We start from the raw sequence: 15,930 nt of genomic DNA, 5'->3' as shown, positions 1-15,930 counted from the left end.
GGGGCGGGGGCGCGCGAAAGGAAGGCTCGATTTGAAAGTACTGATGATCGATGACGATGTTGAGCTGGGAGACGCCATGAAGCCGGTACTTGAAAAATACGGAATATCGCTCGTGCAGGCTGAGACACCGCAAAAGGGATTGGAAATGCTCGCCAGTTGTGGTCCCGATGTTGTGCTGCTCGACATGATGCTGCCGGAGATGGACGGAATGACCGTCTGTCATGAAATCCGGTCATCGGACTTTCCGAAGCGGGACATTCCCATCATCGCATTGTCCGCGCGTGCCGAACTGACCGACCGGATCGTCGGCCTGGAAAGCGGCGTGGACGACTACATTGCCAAACCCGTCGAACTCAGGGAGTTGGTCGCCCGCATCCGGGCGGTGAAGCGCTGGCCGGCTCCGTCAGGAAAACCGGAGCTCCCGGCCGCGGTCGTCATCGATGAGACCCGGATGGTGGCAAGTCACGACCGTTTCACGGTCGATCTCACAGATCTGGAGATACAGATCCTGAAAGCGCTGTCAGACGCAAAGGGAAACGTTCTCAGCCGGTTGCAGATTCTGGAGCGTATCCGCCATTCCGAATACAGCGATCCGGCGATCATAGATACGATCGTCTACAGGCTGCGCCGGAAGTTCCGGCTGGCAGGGTCCCCGGATGATCTCATCCTCACGGTGCGCGGCCGCGGTTATCGCCTCGTTTACAGCAGGGTCTAGATGAATCACTTGATGGCACGGCTGAGTAAATGGATTGCCTCGCGTTCGGTGTTCAGCTTGCTCCTGATTACGACGGTCGCGTCGACGCTCACGTTGACTTTCGTGCTCATTCTCGCCCTTCAACGCGTCGCGGATGAACATCCGCGGCGGTACCTCGCGCGTGCCCTGTTCCACGCCCTGGTGACGCAATTAAACGAAGCCGGACCGCAACCCCTGTCCGTTAACGGTGTCAAACTCATCCAGATGAGCCCGGAAGAAGCGGGATCGTCCGAGTTCCGAGATCTCTATCTCATGGCGCAGGAGGACCCGGATGGCATCGCCATATCGCCTCACAACGACTACTACGCCGCCGGCGGCATCGAAGGGGACATGTTCATCGTCCTGCCGCGTTTCGGTGCCGCCATCTCGACCTTTGCATTGTTTCTGGTTGGCGTTGTCATCAGCGCGATCGTCGGCGTCATCCTGCTGATCTATTTCCTGATGCGCAGGCTCACACGGCCCTTCATCGTGCTGAGCAACGGTATTTCGAGGGTCGAGGAGGGAGACATGAGTTACCAGATCCCTCTGAACGAGACTTTCGGCGAATTCCGCACGTTTGCGATAGGATTCAACAATATGGTGTCAGAGTTGCAGCGGATCCACGAAGCCCGCCGGCACATGCTGCTGGCCTTGCCGCACGAGCTGCTGACACCGCTGTCCCGCCTGAAGGTCCGCAAGGACCTCGTGGAAGACGAGACCCTTCGGACCAAGATCAACAAGGACATTTCGGTGGTGGAGGAAATACTGGCCTCCATTCTGGCAACGGAACGCCGACATTCGAATGAGGATTCGGCCGAACTGGTCGAAATTCTGACATTTGCCGATGAACAGATCGCGCTGCAGGTGGATGATCGCGACAAGATCAGGGTCGAGAACAATACTGGGTTCGACGTCGCGTTTTTCGACCCCTTCGTTGTCAGCGTCCTGTTGAAGAACTTCGTTTCCAACGCGGTCCGTTACGGCGACGGTAATCCGATCACGGTGCGCTTTGCCCGCGACACGAATGACCCGGCGGCCCTTTGCATTTCGGTCCAGGATCAGGGTATCGGCATCGCGGAAGACCAGTTGAAATACCTGACGGAACCTTTTTGGCGAGTTGACGAGTCCAGGGGGAGGGCATCCGGCGGTTACGGCCTCGGCCTTTACCTGTGCCGAACGATCGCCGAGGGCCTTGGCGGACGCATGTTCATCAAGAGCTCATTGGGCGAGGGGACGACCATTTCCGCCATCATACCCAATGCCATTTGCAAAACGATCGAGGACATGGCCAATGACAAAATCGACTCTTGCAGAAACCTCGTTTTTTGATTTTTCCGCGCCCGAGATATCACGGTTTGTCGAAAACAATGTGAGTGATACCGGTGCGGACAAGCGGACACGTGCCGTCGAGCTTTACTATGCCGTCCGGGACAAGCTGTTCTACGAGATCTACGATGCGGATTTCTCTCAATCCGGCATGAAGGCGAGCGCGATTTTGCGGAAGGGAGCCGGCTTGTGCATACACAAGTCCATTGTATATGCCACGCTGCTTCGCAAGATCGGCATTCCTTCGCGGCTTTGGCTGACTGACGTCCGCAACCACCTTTGTTCCGAACGCCTGTCCCGCATCATGGGAGACACCGTTTTTCATTATCACTGCCTGGTGGCCCTGCAGCTCGATGGAAGATGGATCAAGTCGACACCGGTGTTCAACAAGCGCCTGTGCCAGCTCTTCCGGATGACACCTCTGGAATTCGACGGATATCGCGACAGCCTGCATCATCCCTTCGACGAAAACGGGCATCTCCATATGGAAATCCTGCGGGATCACGGTGAATTCGACGACCTGCCCCACAGCATGATCCTGGAAGGCATGCGGGAAAAACACGGCGAGCTGTTTGCCAGTTCCACGAGGTTCCTGTCCGGATCGCTGAAACAGGATGCGGTCGCGCGGACCGGTTGACACATTTCGTCGATCACCTTGCGGAGGCGGCCCGGCGGGCCGCCTTTTTTGTGTTTCAAAATCCTGTGACGGTCTTGCCCGGTTCGTCACGGGTTTTGCGATTTGATGCGTGCCGGCAATGCTTCTCATGGGGGCGCCGGGTCGGATGTTTCAGACCGGCGTCCATGTCTCACATTTTGTTGCATAGGGAATTTAATTTTACAAAAAAGCAAACTCAAGTGATTTTGATTATTATATACTTTTTAGAGTTCAGGATATTAAGAATAATCTTGAATTGACTACTATAAGGTGAGGTAAATATGATCATTAAATCTATCGATTCGTTGTCGAATACTGATCGTGATGTCGCCTGGGGCAATGGTCAAAGCCGGCGACTGCTGCTTGAATCCGATCGTATGGGGTATTCCCTCACCGATACCATCGTTGAGGCGGGCACGTCTTCGCTGCTTGAATACAGGAACCACCTGGAGGCTTGTTATTGCATCGAGGGCGAGGGCGAGGTCATTGACCAGGTCACCGGGGCGGTTCACCGGATCACTCCCGGGACCATGTATGCGCTGGACAATCACGAAAAGCATGTGCTGAAGGCCGACAAGACCATGCGTCTGGTGTGTGTCTTCAATCCGCCTCTGCAGGGACCTGAAAGACACAGTCTCGGAGCCGAGAGTTCTGCTTACTGATGCAACTCAACTTGCCAGGGGATTGGTCTTGATGAAAGCTTCCATAGTGATTTCAGCAATTGCAATGGATCTTGCAGACGAGAAGAGCCTCCCGCCCGGACTGCAGGCGCCGGACGAGTCCCTTGGCGATTTTTCTTTGATCCGGCTGGATCGCGGTGCCTTCGAGGCACACAGGAAAAGGGAGCGGCAGCGGCATACGCCGGTGTCGTTCCGAATGTCACAGCTTGTGACTAAGCTGTTGTCAAACGCGGCCCTGTCGAAGGAGGCGGCGGCGGGGGCCGCAACGGGCCTGGTGTCCGGGTCCCGGTACGGCTGTTCAATCGTGTTCGACATGCACCGGCGCCTGGCCAGGTACGGTCCAAAGGGAATTGACGCCATCCGGTTTGCGCAGGCAACGCATAATTACCCGGTCTCGTGCTGCGCGATCGAGTTCGGGTTCAAGGGACCATGCACGGCAATGGTCAGTTCCCGGGCCGCAGGCATGGAAGCCTTTCAATGCGCATGCGACTGGTTGCTGGATCGGCGCTGCGACCGTGTGGTCGTGACCGCGTTCGAGGATTTCGGTTCGCCGGTCGACGATCATATCCGCAGGACAGCCACGCAGTCCGGCCCCGTGTTCGAAGCCATGGTCTGCCTAATGCTGGAGCGAAAGGAGCTGGCGGAGGCCCGCGGCCTGACCGCGCTGGCCGACCTCACGGGGACTGCCATCCTCAACCGCGTGTCCGGAAATTGCGGCTCGGTCGGTAAGCGCCTCTTCGGTCGCGATTTGCCGGAGTTCGGATTTGCAGTCAGCCGCAGCCCGGCGGATTTTCGTGACCGGTGCAATCCGGCTTCCAGCCTGGACGCGGGAGAATGTATCGGCGCAAGCGGCCTGGTGGAGCTTGCCCAGCTGCTGGGGGGCGGAAGCCTGCTGCAAGACAAGACAACGCCCCGGCACTGGATGGTCGGGGCCTGCGATCCGCTTACCGGTGGTATCGCCGCCGGTATCAGGCTGCACTAGGCGATGGAGACGAACTTGAAATCCGGCGTCGCCATTACCGGGCTTGGAGTCGTGGTACGTGATGCCATTGGCGTACCGGCATTTACCCGCTGGCTCATGGCCGGCGGCGGACTCCCGAACAGGCCGGTCCATTTCGACACGGAACCCTTCCGGGCCAAGAAGGCCTATGCGACGCATCCGGACGCCGTCCGCGCAGCACTTGCCGGCTGTCTGGACCGGTACGGCCTGCCAATGCTGCCGGAGGCCGAACTGGAATGCGCGGCCAACGGCCTGCTGGCTGCGGCCGAAGCACTGGAAAGCGCCGGTGTGCTCGGAGGAGACACCAGCTCCTGCGGGATCGCGCTGGCGACGACCAGCGGCGGACTGATGGATCTGTTCCTCGACAGTCTTGCGGATGACAGCCGCCTGCAAGAGCAGGACAGCGGTTATCTGGATGCCGCTTTGCCCGCCGCGTCCGCGAGCATCCTGGCACGGACCTTTGGTCTCGACGGCCCATTCGCCAATTTCTCCTGCGCTTGCGCGAGTTCGTCGCTGGCAATCTCCTATGCCTTTTCCCGCGTCAGGAGCGGAGACGCTCCGATGATGCTGGTCGGCGGGTCCGACCGGATGCGGGCGGCAGACTATGCGGGGTTCAATGCCCTCAGGGCAATGGACAAGGAAAGCTGCAGGCCCTTCGACAAGGGGCGGCGTGGCATGGTTATCGGCGACGGCGCAGCGATGCTGCTGCTTGAAGACGAGGCCCACGCCCGAAAGAGGGGCGTCGAGCCGATTGCGTATCTGATCGATGTTGGTCTGAGCATCGATGCGCATCACATCACGCATCCCAGTCCGGACGGACTGTCCCAGGCGATGAGCCAGGCCCTGCAAAGGTCGGGCATCGCGCCCGAAGCCATCGGCTACATCAACTGCCACGGGACCGGTACCCCCGTTAACGACAAGGCCGAGACTGAAGCGCTGAACCGGATTTTCGCAGATTCCAAGAAGCGCCCGGTGATCAGTTCCACCAAGGGGGCAACGGGGCATCTGCTCGGTAGCGCCGGCGCCATCGAGGCGCTGATCACCGTGCTTGCCCTGCGCACCGGAACGGCGCCGGCGATGAAGACCACCGCGACGCCGGAGGAGACAGGGTTTCCGATGCCCGGCCCCGACCGGCCGGAAAAATTCATTGGAAATTTCGCCATGAGCAACTCGCTCGGTTTCGGCGGCATCAACTGCAGCCTTCTCTTCCAGGCACAGGGGCTAGATCTTTCATGACCGTTTTGCTGACCAAAACCGCAAACACGCCCCACAGAACGGACCTGGTCGCGGATCTTTGCGCGGGACTGGAGCGTTGGGCGGAGACGTTGAACCGCGACTGGATCGACGACGACCAGGACGGACGGTTCGATCCGGACCGGTGGCAGGCGTTGTGCGATGCCGGACTGACCGCGCTGACAGTGCCGGAGGACTTTGGCGGCCTGGAGTTGAGCGCCACCGAACTTGCCGAAGTGCTGCTTTGCTTCGGCCGGCTCTGCCCGGACAGTGGTCTCGGGTTCACTCTGGCCAGCCATTTCTGCAGCACCTGTATCCCGATCGCGAAATTCGCCGGCCCGGAGCTTCAGGAAAGGCTTTTGCCGGGGCTTGCCGCGGGCAGCTTGATCGGTGCGCATGCCATCACGGAGCCTGATAGCGGGTCCGATGCCTTCGCCATGAAGACGACGGCAGCCCGGGAAGGGGACAAGTATCTTCTGAAAGGCGAGAAGTGCTTTATCTCCAACGCCCCGATTGCGGATTTCTGCGTTGTTTACGCAAGAACCGATCCGCAAAAGGGCGCCCTGGGAGGGTTCAGCGCACTTCTGGTGAATTGTGCCGCGGACGAGGTCACGATTGGCAAGCCGCGCCGCAAGCTCGGACTCAGAACGGCCCCCATGGCGGACATGCACTTTGACGAGGTCCGGATCGGCGAATCGGACCGTATCGGACGCGAGGGGCAGGGTTACTCGATCCTCGACTACGTCATGAAGTGGGAAATCATCTGCATCTTCGCATTGCAGATCGGAGAGATGCAGACCCAACTGCAGCGGTGCATCGAACATGCGAAATCCCGGCAGCAGTTCGGGAGTTCAATCGGCAGCTATCAGGCGGTCTCGCACCGTATCGCGAATATGCACCTTCGGGTGGAAACCTCGCGCAACTGGCTGCAGCGCGCGGTCGAGGCCATCGGTGGCGGTGGTCGGGCCTCGCTCGATATTGCCGCGGCCAAACTGGCGATTTCCGAAGCAAATGTCGCCAACTCGCTGGATGCGATCACGCTGTTCGGCGGCGCCGGATACATGGCCGAAACGGGCATCGAGGCAGGTCTGCGCAATGCGGTGGGCGGTCTCATCTATTCAGGGACGTCGGATATCCAGCGCAATCGCATCGCCGCGATGCTGGGGCTTTAGGGAGGAGGCCATGTTTCAAGCGGCCACAGCAAATGCGCCCATGACGCCGCAGACCCTGGCCGCACGGCTGATGGACCGTCTCGAGGCCTGGGCACCCGGACGGGTCGAAGGCGCGGCGGACGCTGTGCCCTTTTCCAGGATTCGAGACGAGGCTCTTGCCGTGAGCGCCATGATTGCGGGCACCGCCCCGGGGCCGGTTGCCATTTGCACCCAGAAACAGCCTGCGGCAGTCTCGGCGATACTCGGTGTTCTGCATGCCGGCAGGGCCTACTCCCCCCTTGACCCGACGCATCCCGCGCGTCGCTGGACAGACATTCTCGAAAGACTTCAACCGGCCGCGATCCTTGTCGACATGGCTGCGCGCGACAAGATCGACACCTGGGCCGCGCGCGCGGACGTTCCGCTCCTGCCACTTGTGCCCGCAAACCTTTCCACCGGTTCGGGGTGCGGCCAGGTTGCGGGCGAATGTGCGGCCGTTCTGCACACGTCCGGTTCGACCGGTGTGCCAAAGCAGGTGCGTATCGGCGCGAACGCGATTTCGGTGTTCTGCGACTGGGTCCGTTCCGAATTCAGCCTGACACCTGCGGACGTGTTGCTCAGCCATGCGCCATTGGCCTTCGACCTGTCCTTTCTGGATATCTTTGCCGGCCTGGCGGCGGGAGCGTCCGTGGTTCTGGCAGACGCGGCCGCGGCCCGCAGCGGAGCACGGCTGTGCCGGCTGATCGCCGAAACCCGGGTGACCTTCCTGCATGCGACACCGTCTGCGCTGGGATTGATCGCGGACGCAGCGGGCGGGCGGACGTTTCCACTGGTGCGCTGTGTTCTGTTCGCGGGCGAACCAATGCCGGCATCCCGTCTCAGCTTGCTTGCCCAGGTGTTTCCCAACGCACGGCTGACAAACATCTACGGCTGCACGGAGACGAACGACACTTTCTTCTACGATGTTCCCGCGGCGGGAAGTCCCGATCCGCTGCCGCTCGGCCGGCCGCTGCCCTACACGGACCACGTTGTCATGGCGGACAACGGACATCCGGTTCCCGCGGGAGAGGAGGGGGAGCTATGGGTGCGCTGCCCGACCATGATGATCGGATATTCGGACCCGGACCTGACGGCCCGCGCGACCGGCACCTTCGAGGGGCGGACCTTTTACCGGACCGGTGACCGGGTTCGAACCGGGGAAGACGGTCTTGTCTATATTCTGGGACGCATCGACAGCGTGCGAAAGGTCAACGGCTACCGTATCGACCTTGCCGAAATCGAGGCGTGCCTGTCGCGACATCCGGGCGTGCGCGAAAATGCCGTGTTCGTCGGTCCCAACGGTCAGCTTGCCGCGGTGCTCTCCGGTAACGAGTTGCAGGTGAACAGCGTGGCTCTGCGCCTGCATGCCATGCAGGCGCTGCCCGCCTATGCGATCCCGAAATCCTTTTGCCTCACGCCGGATCCGCTTCCCAAGAATTCCAACGGCAAGATCTGCCGGAAGACTATCGCTGCCTCCTATTTCGAGGCTGCGGTCCAGACCGCCTAACAACGAATATTGGAGACCAAGATGACCAGCCTGACCGTAATCCGCGAGTTCATCACCACAGAATTTGCTCCCGACATCAAACCTGCAGACCTGCCGGACGACCTCGATCTCATCGAAAGCGGCATTATTGACAGTCTCGGCGTGCTGAAACTGGTTGCGTTTCTCGAGGACGAGATGGGCTTGGCGATTGCGCCGGAAGAACTGGACGTGGATCTCTACAAGTCCCTGAGTTCCATCGGTTCGCTGCTGTCGGCAAAAGTCCAGACAGCGCCTGCCTGATCCGGCAACCGGGAGGGAGACATGTCCCAAGACGCGATTGCTGCCGCGCTTGTCGCCGGCCAAACACCCGGGATCGACGCCATGGTGGACTATTGGCGCGAAACCGATGGGGGGCTGCGGCCGAAACAGGAAACCATTGCCGTTCTTGCCGCGCTCTCGGCCGCCCCGTTCACCTTTGAAAGGGTGCTTGCGTTCGTTCGCTATCTCGACGTGGCCTATCCCCGGATCGACCTGCCGGTGTCGCACAAGGCGGTGAACATCGTTGGCACCGGCGGCGGTCCCGCCACATTCAACATTTCCACGACGGCGGCATTTGTCGCGGCGGCATGCGGGGCTACGGTTCTGAAGTCCGGGTCCCCCGCCTACTCCAGCCGGGTCGGTTCGTCCGACGTTCTGAAGGCGCTGGGGCTCGGCAAGGCGCACTCGCACGATGCTTTGGCGGAAGATCTTGAGACGATCGGGATCGGCTTTGCCGACGCATCGGTCTATGCGCCGCTCTGCCGGAGGCTTGCGGTGGCGGCGATGCCGCTGCCCTTCAAGATGATCGGCCGTTTCGTCAATGCCCTCGGACCGTTGATCTGCCCCTACAGGACGCGGGGAGCCGTGGTGGGAACCTCTTCACCGGATCTTTTCGACATTGTCCGCCGGACAGCGGCGGAGACGGACCGGGTCGTTTTGACGGCGCACGCCCTGTGCGGGGTCGACGAACTCGTGTCGGTCGGACCGGTGCGGCTCGCCTGGCCGGGGAAAAGCGAGCCTGACCTTCTGGACCCGCGAGACCTCGGCCTGCCGCCCGGGCGCGTCGGGATGCTCGCCGGCGGGGAGCTTGAACACAATGCGGCGCTGCTTCAGGCGGTTCTCGCAAACGAAGGCCCCGCGGAAGCGACGGCGACCGTTGCGCTCAATGCGGCTGCGGTTCTTTGCATCGGCGGCGAGGCGGGAACGCTGCGGGAAGGGCTCGATCTGGCGCAGGAAGCCCTCAGAAGTGGATCGGCGCTGCGGAAACTCGCCGACGCACGAGACCTTGTGCAGGCCCGAACCGGAACCGGGAGGCATGTCGCTTGAAACTTGAATTTGCCGCAGCGCTGGCTCGCGCCGAGGCGCCGTTGATCGCGGAAATAAAACCTGCCTCACCGAAGGATGGCGACCTTCTGAGGCAGATGCAGGTCGGCGAAATCGCGCGGGATTATGCCCGTGCGGGTGTCGCGTGCCTGTCGGTCACGACCGGCAGGTGGCACAACGGCTCCGTCGGCATGATCAGGGAAATCGCCGAAACCGGATTGCCGGTTCTGCGCAAGGATTTCATCGTGTCCGCCCGGCATCTGCGGGACAGCCTTCAGGCCGGTGCGTCGGCCGTTCTGCTCACCTGTTCGCTGCTGCGCAACAAGGATGTTGTCCGGCTCGCTGCAATGGCTCTGGATCTTGGCCTGACACCTTTTGTCGAGGCCGCGAACGAAACCGAGCTTGACGGGCTGGACTTGCCGGGCGGATCGGTGTTGGCGATCAACAACCGGAACATCCGCGTCCGGGAAACCGACGATGGCGGCGTTGAACACAGCCTTGCGCTCTACCGCAGCGCCAGGGCCCGGCATGCCGGGCTTTTGGTCAGCGCGAGCGGATTCCGGACCCCGGCGGATGCCCGGAAAGCCTGCATGTGCGGTTTTGACGGCATTCTGGTCGGCACCGCATTCATGAATGGCGACAACGGTCCGGGCAATACCGCAGGACTGTTCATGGATGCCATGGCGCAGGCCAGAGCACCGGCTTCATGAGCTCCATTCCCCACCGGCCGAAGATCGGCACGGAGCTTATTGCCATCGCGGTAAACGCGCCGTCGGATTGCACGACCCTGCGATCCTCGCTGGAAACGCGGGGATACATCGTGTTTCAGAAACGGGGGCTGAAGGACGTTGCCGACATGGTGCGCAACGCCACCGCGACAGCCGTGCTCATCTCGGAAACGGTTTCCTTTGAACACAGTTCCGCGATCTGCCGCACCGTGCGCCGGATCAGCCAGGTCATTCCAATCATCATTTTGCATCGGGGGCTGGACCTCGAGCAGCGATTGGAACTGTTTGCGGCAGGCGCCGATCACTGTGCCCAGCTGCCGGTCCCCGTCGATACGATCCTCACCACGATCCAGGTGGTGTCCCGTCACTTTTGCAGGATTTCGGATGTGCTGCGGTTGCCCGGAGCAACCGGAGCATAGGATTGAAGAAGCCGGTGCCGCAGTCTGAGGCGGCCTTGTCCGGGCTGGCGAACCGGAACAGCGCCATCAGATGAGATGCCGGTTGTCGTGCGTGTCAGTCACCGATCTGGGAACGCGCATTGACGCCCAGCCGCCGCACCCAGATCGCGAGCAGTGCGACAACCAGACCTCCGGCGAGAATACCTGCAGAAATCGCGAAGGGGACGGTGTTTCCCCAGCTTGCGGCGCTCGTGGCGAGGACAACCGCAAAGACCTGTCCGCAGTAGATTGCCGACGCAACCCAGCCCGATTTTGCTTCCCGGTCGGGGGCCCCGGTCCGGCCCATCACAACAAGGATGGCGAGCGGCAGGATCAGGCCAAACCCGCTGCCGACAAGAACGGCCGCCAGCGTCGCGGCCAGCGGGCCGTCCGCCAGGGTCATCAACAGATTGCCGAGCGCCATGGCACCAGCGCCGGATGCCATCATGTTCCTGCGGCCGAGAAGCCGTGACAGTTTCGGGGCCAGCATCGCACATGGGGCGCTCGCCAGCGTTCCGCCGGCAATTGCAAGTGCGGCCTCGGCCGGGCCCGCCAGGACACCTTGAAGAAAGGGCACCTGGGTGGGCAATAGGTAAAAACACCCCATTGCGAGCACGATCATGCCGAGCATCGGCAGATCGTCTTGAATTCCGGCGCCGCCATGCTGCTTGGCCGGAGCCTCAAGGACATCACCCCAGTCCAGGCGCCAGGCAAGAATTGCGACAGGCACGGCTAACAGGTAGATCGCGAAGGCCAATCGCCAGCTCAGCGTTGCCAGAAGCCCGCCGCAGACAATGAAAACCACCCCGGAGAGCGTATTGCAGGCGGTCTGCGCGGACATCATGCGGCCTCTGGCCGGCCCCTCGAAGAAGCGGACGATGGCGGCGGTTGCCGAACAGAGCACGATCGCCGTCGCCACGCCGAGCAGGCCGCGCGTGACCAAGAGCCAGCCGTAGGAATTCGCCAGGCCACCCAGGGCGCCGGCAACCGCAAGCAGCGCCAACCTGAAGCACAGAACGATGCGGGGTGAAATCCAGGAGGACATCCGGCCGATCAGCGGGCCCGCGAACAGAACGACGATCGCCGGCAGGATCAGAACGAACCTGTCGATCCCCTTTCCGCCTCCAGACGTCAGGGCGAGGTGCAGTTCGCCAAGAGCCGGGGCGATCGCCGCACCGCTCATCACCGTCATCGCGCCCGCCGCCAGGATCAAGGGTGCGCGCAGCCCGGAAGCCGCGGCGGACATCATGCGGCCTCCCGCTTGGGTTCTTCCAGGTTGAAGCGCTGCACCGCAAGGTCCGCGGATGTCAGGCAGCCTTCCATGGTGTGCCCCTCGAGATAGTCGCCGGCGATTTCCAGGCCCTGTATCGTTTCGATCCCCCTCAGGAGATCCCGCTTCACCCGGCTGAAATGCGGGGCATAGCCGCAAATTCCGCCCTCGTGGCGAGTAACGAGGCACTTTGTCCTGTTGGCCCGGATCGGCAGGCGGCGCGAGAACTCCGCCTCGGCAAGGTCGAGCAGGGCGTCGTCGTCCTGGTCCAGCACGTCACGGGCCGCCCGGCCGGACAGGGTGAAGCGGACGTGATAGGGCTGGTGCAGCCGGTTTGCGGAGCAATGTCCAAGCGGCGAACCGGCGTCAAACATGATCGAGTGGATATTGTCGCGAAACACATCCTGATCGTAGACCGCGTTGATCAGAGCCAGGGGATGATACCGCACGGCGTCCGCCGCGACACGGGCATAGGCCGGCAGGCAAACGATCCGTTTCAGGACGTGAAGGGGCGCGCAGGACAGAACGCGCGTCGCGGTGACCCTGCTGCGCTGCCCGGTCTGCGAAACGAGCTCGAGTCCGGCAACCTGGCCGTTTTCCGTGACGATGCGTTCGACCCGCTCGCCGAACTGGATCGACTTGCCTTGTGCAAGGCAATCGTGCAGCCGTCCGATGCCGCCGCGTATCGCGCGGTGCTCGCCTTTGCCGAAACCCGAGGCAAACAGCATCAGCAGCGAGGGGTAGAGTTCATCGGGTTCCGCCGCACCCATGATGATCGAGAACAGTCTGAGCGGACCGTCGCTGAGGGTCCGGGTGAAGTGGTTGTCGATGGTTGAATGATCCCAACGACGCTCGATTTCCTCGATCAGGCCGGACGTGTAGTTGAGCCGGTCCGCATTGGCGCGGGCCTTGGCGAGGAAGCTCCTGAACTGGAGCGCGGATTTCAATCCAAGGCGGGCTGCCAGACGCAGGTCACCCGAAAGGGTCTTGCTCTTTTCCAGTGCGATCAGCCTGTTTTTCAGGACAATGTGGAAACCGGGGTGCTGCGGTTCAAAATCATTCAGGCCGAATTCGGTCAACAGGGCGGTAAATCGTGGCCAGGCTGTTGAGAAATTCTTGCCGCCGACCTCGAAAGCATGGCCGCCGCTGCGGATGCAGCCGGCGCGGCCGCCAATGCTGTGTCCGGCCTCGTGGATGACCGATGGAATGCCCTTGCGGGAGAGGTAGTGGGCCGCGCCAAGTCCCGAAATGCCGGCGCCAATAATGTGTACAGGTTCCATAATCCTGGTTCCTATCTGTTCAGGCGGATTTGCGGCGCATCCCGGTCCGGGCGGTGAGGATGCTGCAGTGCGCGAAGGTGCTGCCGCAGACGGCAATGTTCGCTGTCCGTGAAGCTCTTCCATTTTGGGAAAACATGAAATCGGCGGTGCCCTCGACCGTCATCGGCAGCGAACTGTCCCGAACGGGCAGGATCTGCGAAAACGTGACACCCGTGAGGATGTCACGCATGCGGCCAGGATCCGGGTGCTGCGCGTTGAGGTAGCGCTGAACCTGCATGAAACACTCCAGCATGAACAGCGGGTGGACTGTGCAGATGCTGTCGGTCAGCAGGCAGTTTCCGGATGCGGACAGGATGTGCGCCCTGACACTGGAGGCCGTCACCTGCGGTTCGGAAATCAGGACATTCTCAGGGTTCGACTTGTTCAAGGGACCCGGCGGACAGGGGTGCACCTCGGCCCGCCGAGCGCATCTGCCGGCAAAGTCGCGGTCGAAATCTACCAGTTCCACGCTGACATGCGCACGGGTCCTTCCATCTTGGGCCAGCGCGACGTCGTACCGCGTGCGGCCGCTCGCCTCTGTCCTGTCGGCGCTCAGGTCAATCGTTTCGTTGAACAGGGCGTATTTCTCGAACCGGGCGGTGACGGAACCGACGAATTGGGGGCGTCGCGCATCCGACTGCGCGAGCTGTGTCGCGCCCTCAAGGAGCAGCAGCCCCGGGACGTGGTCGAGCGGGTGATCGAAGAAAAACGGATGCTGGCGGTCCACGACCAGTTCGGCCGTCAGCCGCCGGTCGGTGGCAAGGTTTCTCAGGACATGGTTGCGCGGGTCCTGTCGCCGGTCGAGAGCCGTCATGCCGGGACGCCCGCGTTCAGGGCTTCCATGAGTTCCCGTGCCGGGCGCACCGGGTCGCCGGTCCGGATTCCGCTTTCGACCGCGGCCGATACCGCGCTTCCGACGATCGCTATGTCGCAGCCCATCGAGAAGGCGTCCGAGACGTTGGCGGGGGTCTTGAGGCCGAAGCCGAGCGCGATCGGCAGGCGCGTCCGCAGCTTGAGGTCGGTGATCCGCAGGCGAAGGCCGGCGTCGGGCCCTGCCTGCCCTCCCGACCGGCCATAGGCCGAAACCAGATAGATGAAGGCGCTGCTGTGCGCGAGAACCTTGCGGCAGACATCGTCTGCGGAATTTACATAGAGGGTTCCCACAACCGGGATCATTCCGTTGGCGGCGCTGATGAATTCCGGTGCGAGGCGGGGCGGAAGACCGTGCGGAAGGATAGCGGCGGCACCAGCCTCGCGTGCTTTTTCGCATACCGGTGCAAAGCCGTTGGGCAGGAGCGTGTGCGAACAGTCGGCGAGCAGGACGATATCCATGTTGTGGCTGAAATCGCGGATGACGGCCAGGACGGCTTCCAGGTCCGTTCCGGCGGCAAGGCCCCTGGCATGCGCACGCTGCAAGGTCGGACCATCCGTAAAAGCTCTGTGAAAGGGGACGCAGAGTTCGACCATGCCGATGCGCAGATCGACGCATGCCTGCAGCAGGGAACGGGTTGTCTGCAGATCAGGATCACCAGCCATGATCAGCGGGCACAGACTGCGCGTTTCGGGGTCCGGCCGTTTGAGAAGCTGCGCCATGGCGGTCATGCCGTTTCCTTGAACAGGCCGGCCGGCCGAGAGGCGGTGACGAGCAGGCGGCTCGCCTTGCGGGCAATCTTGCCGAGGTGCCGCGCGGCAGTGTCGATGTCCGCTGTTTCGACCCGGCCACCTTCCGACAGCAGGGAGACGCGTTCGACATTCAGGCCGCCCGCCAGCCAGATGCGGTGTCCGGCGAGGCGACCCATCCATTTTTCGGCAACGGAGTCCGGCAGAGGCTGGCCCGTGCTGCCGATCCTGGACGGATCCTGGTACCTGTCCGCCAGGAAAATATCTGTGCCGAGCTTCGCGTAGGCCTCGATCCAGCGTTCCTCAAGACAGGATCCGTCATCCTTCAGGTGAAGTGTCTTGATTACCGTGTAGCCGGCTTGCTTGAGAAGGGCCACATCCCTGGGCGCGTTGAAACCGTGAAGCTGGACATGTCGAACCCGGGTCTCCTTAAGGAGGTTGACCAGCCCGGCGACAGGCTTGCGAACGCACACGGCCACCGGAATGATGCGCCGGCAACGATCCGCGAGCGTGTGGAACAGAGTGTCGTCCAGATTGTAACGGTGACCGTCGATACCGGTCCAGAGACCCGTGTAGCGGGCACCTTCCTGTTGCAGAAGCTCAATCTCTTCCAAAGTCGTCGCGCCGCAGATCTTGATATCCATTGAACAAATCCAGAGGTATGAACGATTGGCAATAATGCCGGTGCCAGTTCTTTGAACGCGGAAAAATCTAGCGAAATCAGCGACAATGCGGTGTCGAAATTTTTGGAAATGTATTTTTGGAAAACGTCATATAAGGCGACACAAAATCATATTTACGAATTTTGCGGTGTCTTTCTGGAGGAAATCTGACTGAAGGCCCGGAAAGTATTGATTTTATTTCTTTGGTCGTCTTCTCTTTCGTTTGTGA

General features: G+C 61.5%; 17 protein-coding genes. 12 read left to right on the top strand and 5 right to left on the bottom strand.

From position 1 onward, the window contains the following. The first annotated feature begins 31 nt into the window (after nucleotides 1-31). The 12 genes from O6760_RS05420 (at nucleotide 32) to O6760_RS05365 (ending at nucleotide 10,812) form a co-directional block, all read left to right on the top strand. Entirely contained in the window at nucleotides 32-715 is a 684-nt protein-coding gene (locus O6760_RS05420; protein ID WP_269584463.1) for a response regulator transcription factor, read from the top strand. Between the two features lie 12 nt (nucleotides 716-727). Beyond that, the gene (locus O6760_RS05415) at nucleotides 728-2,062 is read left to right on the top strand and encodes a sensor histidine kinase (protein WP_269584462.1); all 1,335 of its coding nucleotides are present in this window, start codon (nucleotides 728-730) and stop codon (nucleotides 2,060-2,062) included. Then, on the top strand, nucleotides 2,025-2,696 hold the full coding sequence (locus O6760_RS05410; protein WP_269584461.1) for a transglutaminase-like domain-containing protein: 672 nt from the start codon (nucleotides 2,025-2,027) through the stop codon (nucleotides 2,694-2,696). Before O6760_RS05415 ends, O6760_RS05410 begins: the two co-directional genes overlap by 38 nt. A 299-nt stretch (nucleotides 2,697-2,995) precedes the next feature. Beyond that, complete coding sequence (locus O6760_RS05405; protein ID WP_269584460.1) at nucleotides 2,996-3,376, top strand: ectoine synthase; 381 nt, start codon at nucleotides 2,996-2,998, stop codon at nucleotides 3,374-3,376. A gap of 31 nt (nucleotides 3,377-3,407) precedes the next feature. Then, complete coding sequence (locus O6760_RS05400; protein WP_269584459.1) at nucleotides 3,408-4,376, top strand: beta-ketoacyl synthase N-terminal-like domain-containing protein; 969 nt, start codon at nucleotides 3,408-3,410, stop codon at nucleotides 4,374-4,376. A 15-nt stretch (nucleotides 4,377-4,391) separates the two neighbouring features. Beyond that, nucleotides 4,392-5,630, top strand: a complete 1,239-nt coding sequence (locus O6760_RS05395; RefSeq protein ID WP_269584458.1) for a beta-ketoacyl-[acyl-carrier-protein] synthase family protein — start codon at nucleotides 4,392-4,394, stop codon at nucleotides 5,628-5,630. Beyond that, a complete protein-coding gene (locus tag O6760_RS05390) occupies nucleotides 5,627-6,799 on the top strand; it encodes an acyl-CoA dehydrogenase family protein (RefSeq protein ID WP_269584457.1) in 1,173 nt (390 codons plus the stop codon). Before O6760_RS05395 ends, O6760_RS05390 begins: the two co-directional genes overlap by 4 nt. Nucleotides 6,800-6,809: 10 nt before the next feature. Then, nucleotides 6,810-8,324 (top strand): AMP-binding protein, encoded by a 1,515-nt coding sequence (locus O6760_RS05385; RefSeq protein WP_269584456.1) that lies wholly within the window; start codon nucleotides 6,810-6,812, stop codon nucleotides 8,322-8,324. Nucleotides 8,325-8,345: 21 nt separating this feature from the next. Beyond that, the gene (locus tag O6760_RS05380) at nucleotides 8,346-8,603 is read left to right on the top strand and encodes an acyl carrier protein (protein ID WP_269584455.1); all 258 of its coding nucleotides are present in this window, start codon (nucleotides 8,346-8,348) and stop codon (nucleotides 8,601-8,603) included. Between the two features lie 21 nt (nucleotides 8,604-8,624). Continuing rightward, nucleotides 8,625-9,668, top strand: a complete 1,044-nt coding sequence (locus tag O6760_RS05375; RefSeq protein ID WP_269584454.1) for an anthranilate phosphoribosyltransferase — start codon at nucleotides 8,625-8,627, stop codon at nucleotides 9,666-9,668. Continuing rightward, the gene (locus tag O6760_RS05370) at nucleotides 9,665-10,375 is read left to right on the top strand and encodes a hypothetical protein (RefSeq protein ID WP_269584453.1); all 711 of its coding nucleotides are present in this window, start codon (nucleotides 9,665-9,667) and stop codon (nucleotides 10,373-10,375) included. Before O6760_RS05375 ends, O6760_RS05370 begins: the two co-directional genes overlap by 4 nt. Then, nucleotides 10,372-10,812 carry a hypothetical protein gene (locus tag O6760_RS05365; RefSeq protein WP_269584452.1) on the top strand — a complete coding sequence of 147 codons (441 nt, stop codon included), beginning with the start codon at nucleotides 10,372-10,374 and terminating at the stop codon, nucleotides 10,810-10,812. Before O6760_RS05370 ends, O6760_RS05365 begins: the two co-directional genes overlap by 4 nt. 94 nt (nucleotides 10,813-10,906) lie before the next feature. On the opposite strand, the gene O6760_RS05360 is transcribed toward O6760_RS05365, so the two are convergent. The 5 genes from O6760_RS05360 to O6760_RS05340 are packed head-to-tail and all read right to left on the bottom strand — an operon-like array spanning nucleotide 10,907 to nucleotide 15,683. After that, the gene (locus O6760_RS05360; protein ID WP_269584451.1) at nucleotides 10,907-12,079 is read right to left on the bottom strand and encodes an MFS transporter; all 1,173 of its coding nucleotides are present in this window, start codon (nucleotides 12,077-12,079) and stop codon (nucleotides 10,907-10,909) included. Further along, a complete protein-coding gene (locus O6760_RS05355) occupies nucleotides 12,076-13,380 on the bottom strand; it encodes a protoporphyrinogen/coproporphyrinogen oxidase (protein ID WP_269584450.1) in 1,305 nt (434 codons plus the stop codon). The genes O6760_RS05360 and O6760_RS05355 overlap by 4 nt, the downstream gene beginning before the upstream one ends. Nucleotides 13,381-13,399: 19 nt before the next feature. Beyond that, on the bottom strand, nucleotides 13,400-14,233 hold the full coding sequence (locus tag O6760_RS05350; protein ID WP_269584449.1) for an AfsA-related hotdog domain-containing protein: 834 nt from the start codon (nucleotides 14,231-14,233) through the stop codon (nucleotides 13,400-13,402). Next, nucleotides 14,230-15,021 (bottom strand): tryptophan synthase subunit alpha, encoded by a 792-nt coding sequence (gene trpA / locus O6760_RS05345; RefSeq protein ID WP_269584448.1) that lies wholly within the window; start codon nucleotides 15,019-15,021, stop codon nucleotides 14,230-14,232. The genes O6760_RS05350 and trpA overlap by 4 nt, the downstream gene beginning before the upstream one ends. Further along, a complete protein-coding gene (locus O6760_RS05340; RefSeq protein ID WP_269584447.1) occupies nucleotides 15,018-15,683 on the bottom strand; it encodes a hypothetical protein in 666 nt (221 codons plus the stop codon). Before O6760_RS05340 ends, trpA begins: the two co-directional genes overlap by 4 nt. Between the last annotated feature and the right edge of the window lie 247 nt (nucleotides 15,684-15,930).

The sequence above is a fragment of the Roseibium sp. Sym1 genome (genome assembly GCF_027359675.1).
In the GTDB taxonomy this organism is placed as follows: domain Bacteria; phylum Pseudomonadota; class Alphaproteobacteria; order Rhizobiales; family Stappiaceae; genus Roseibium.
The sequence above is the reverse complement of the archived record's forward strand: the minus strand, read 5'-3'. Positions and strand labels throughout refer to the sequence as shown.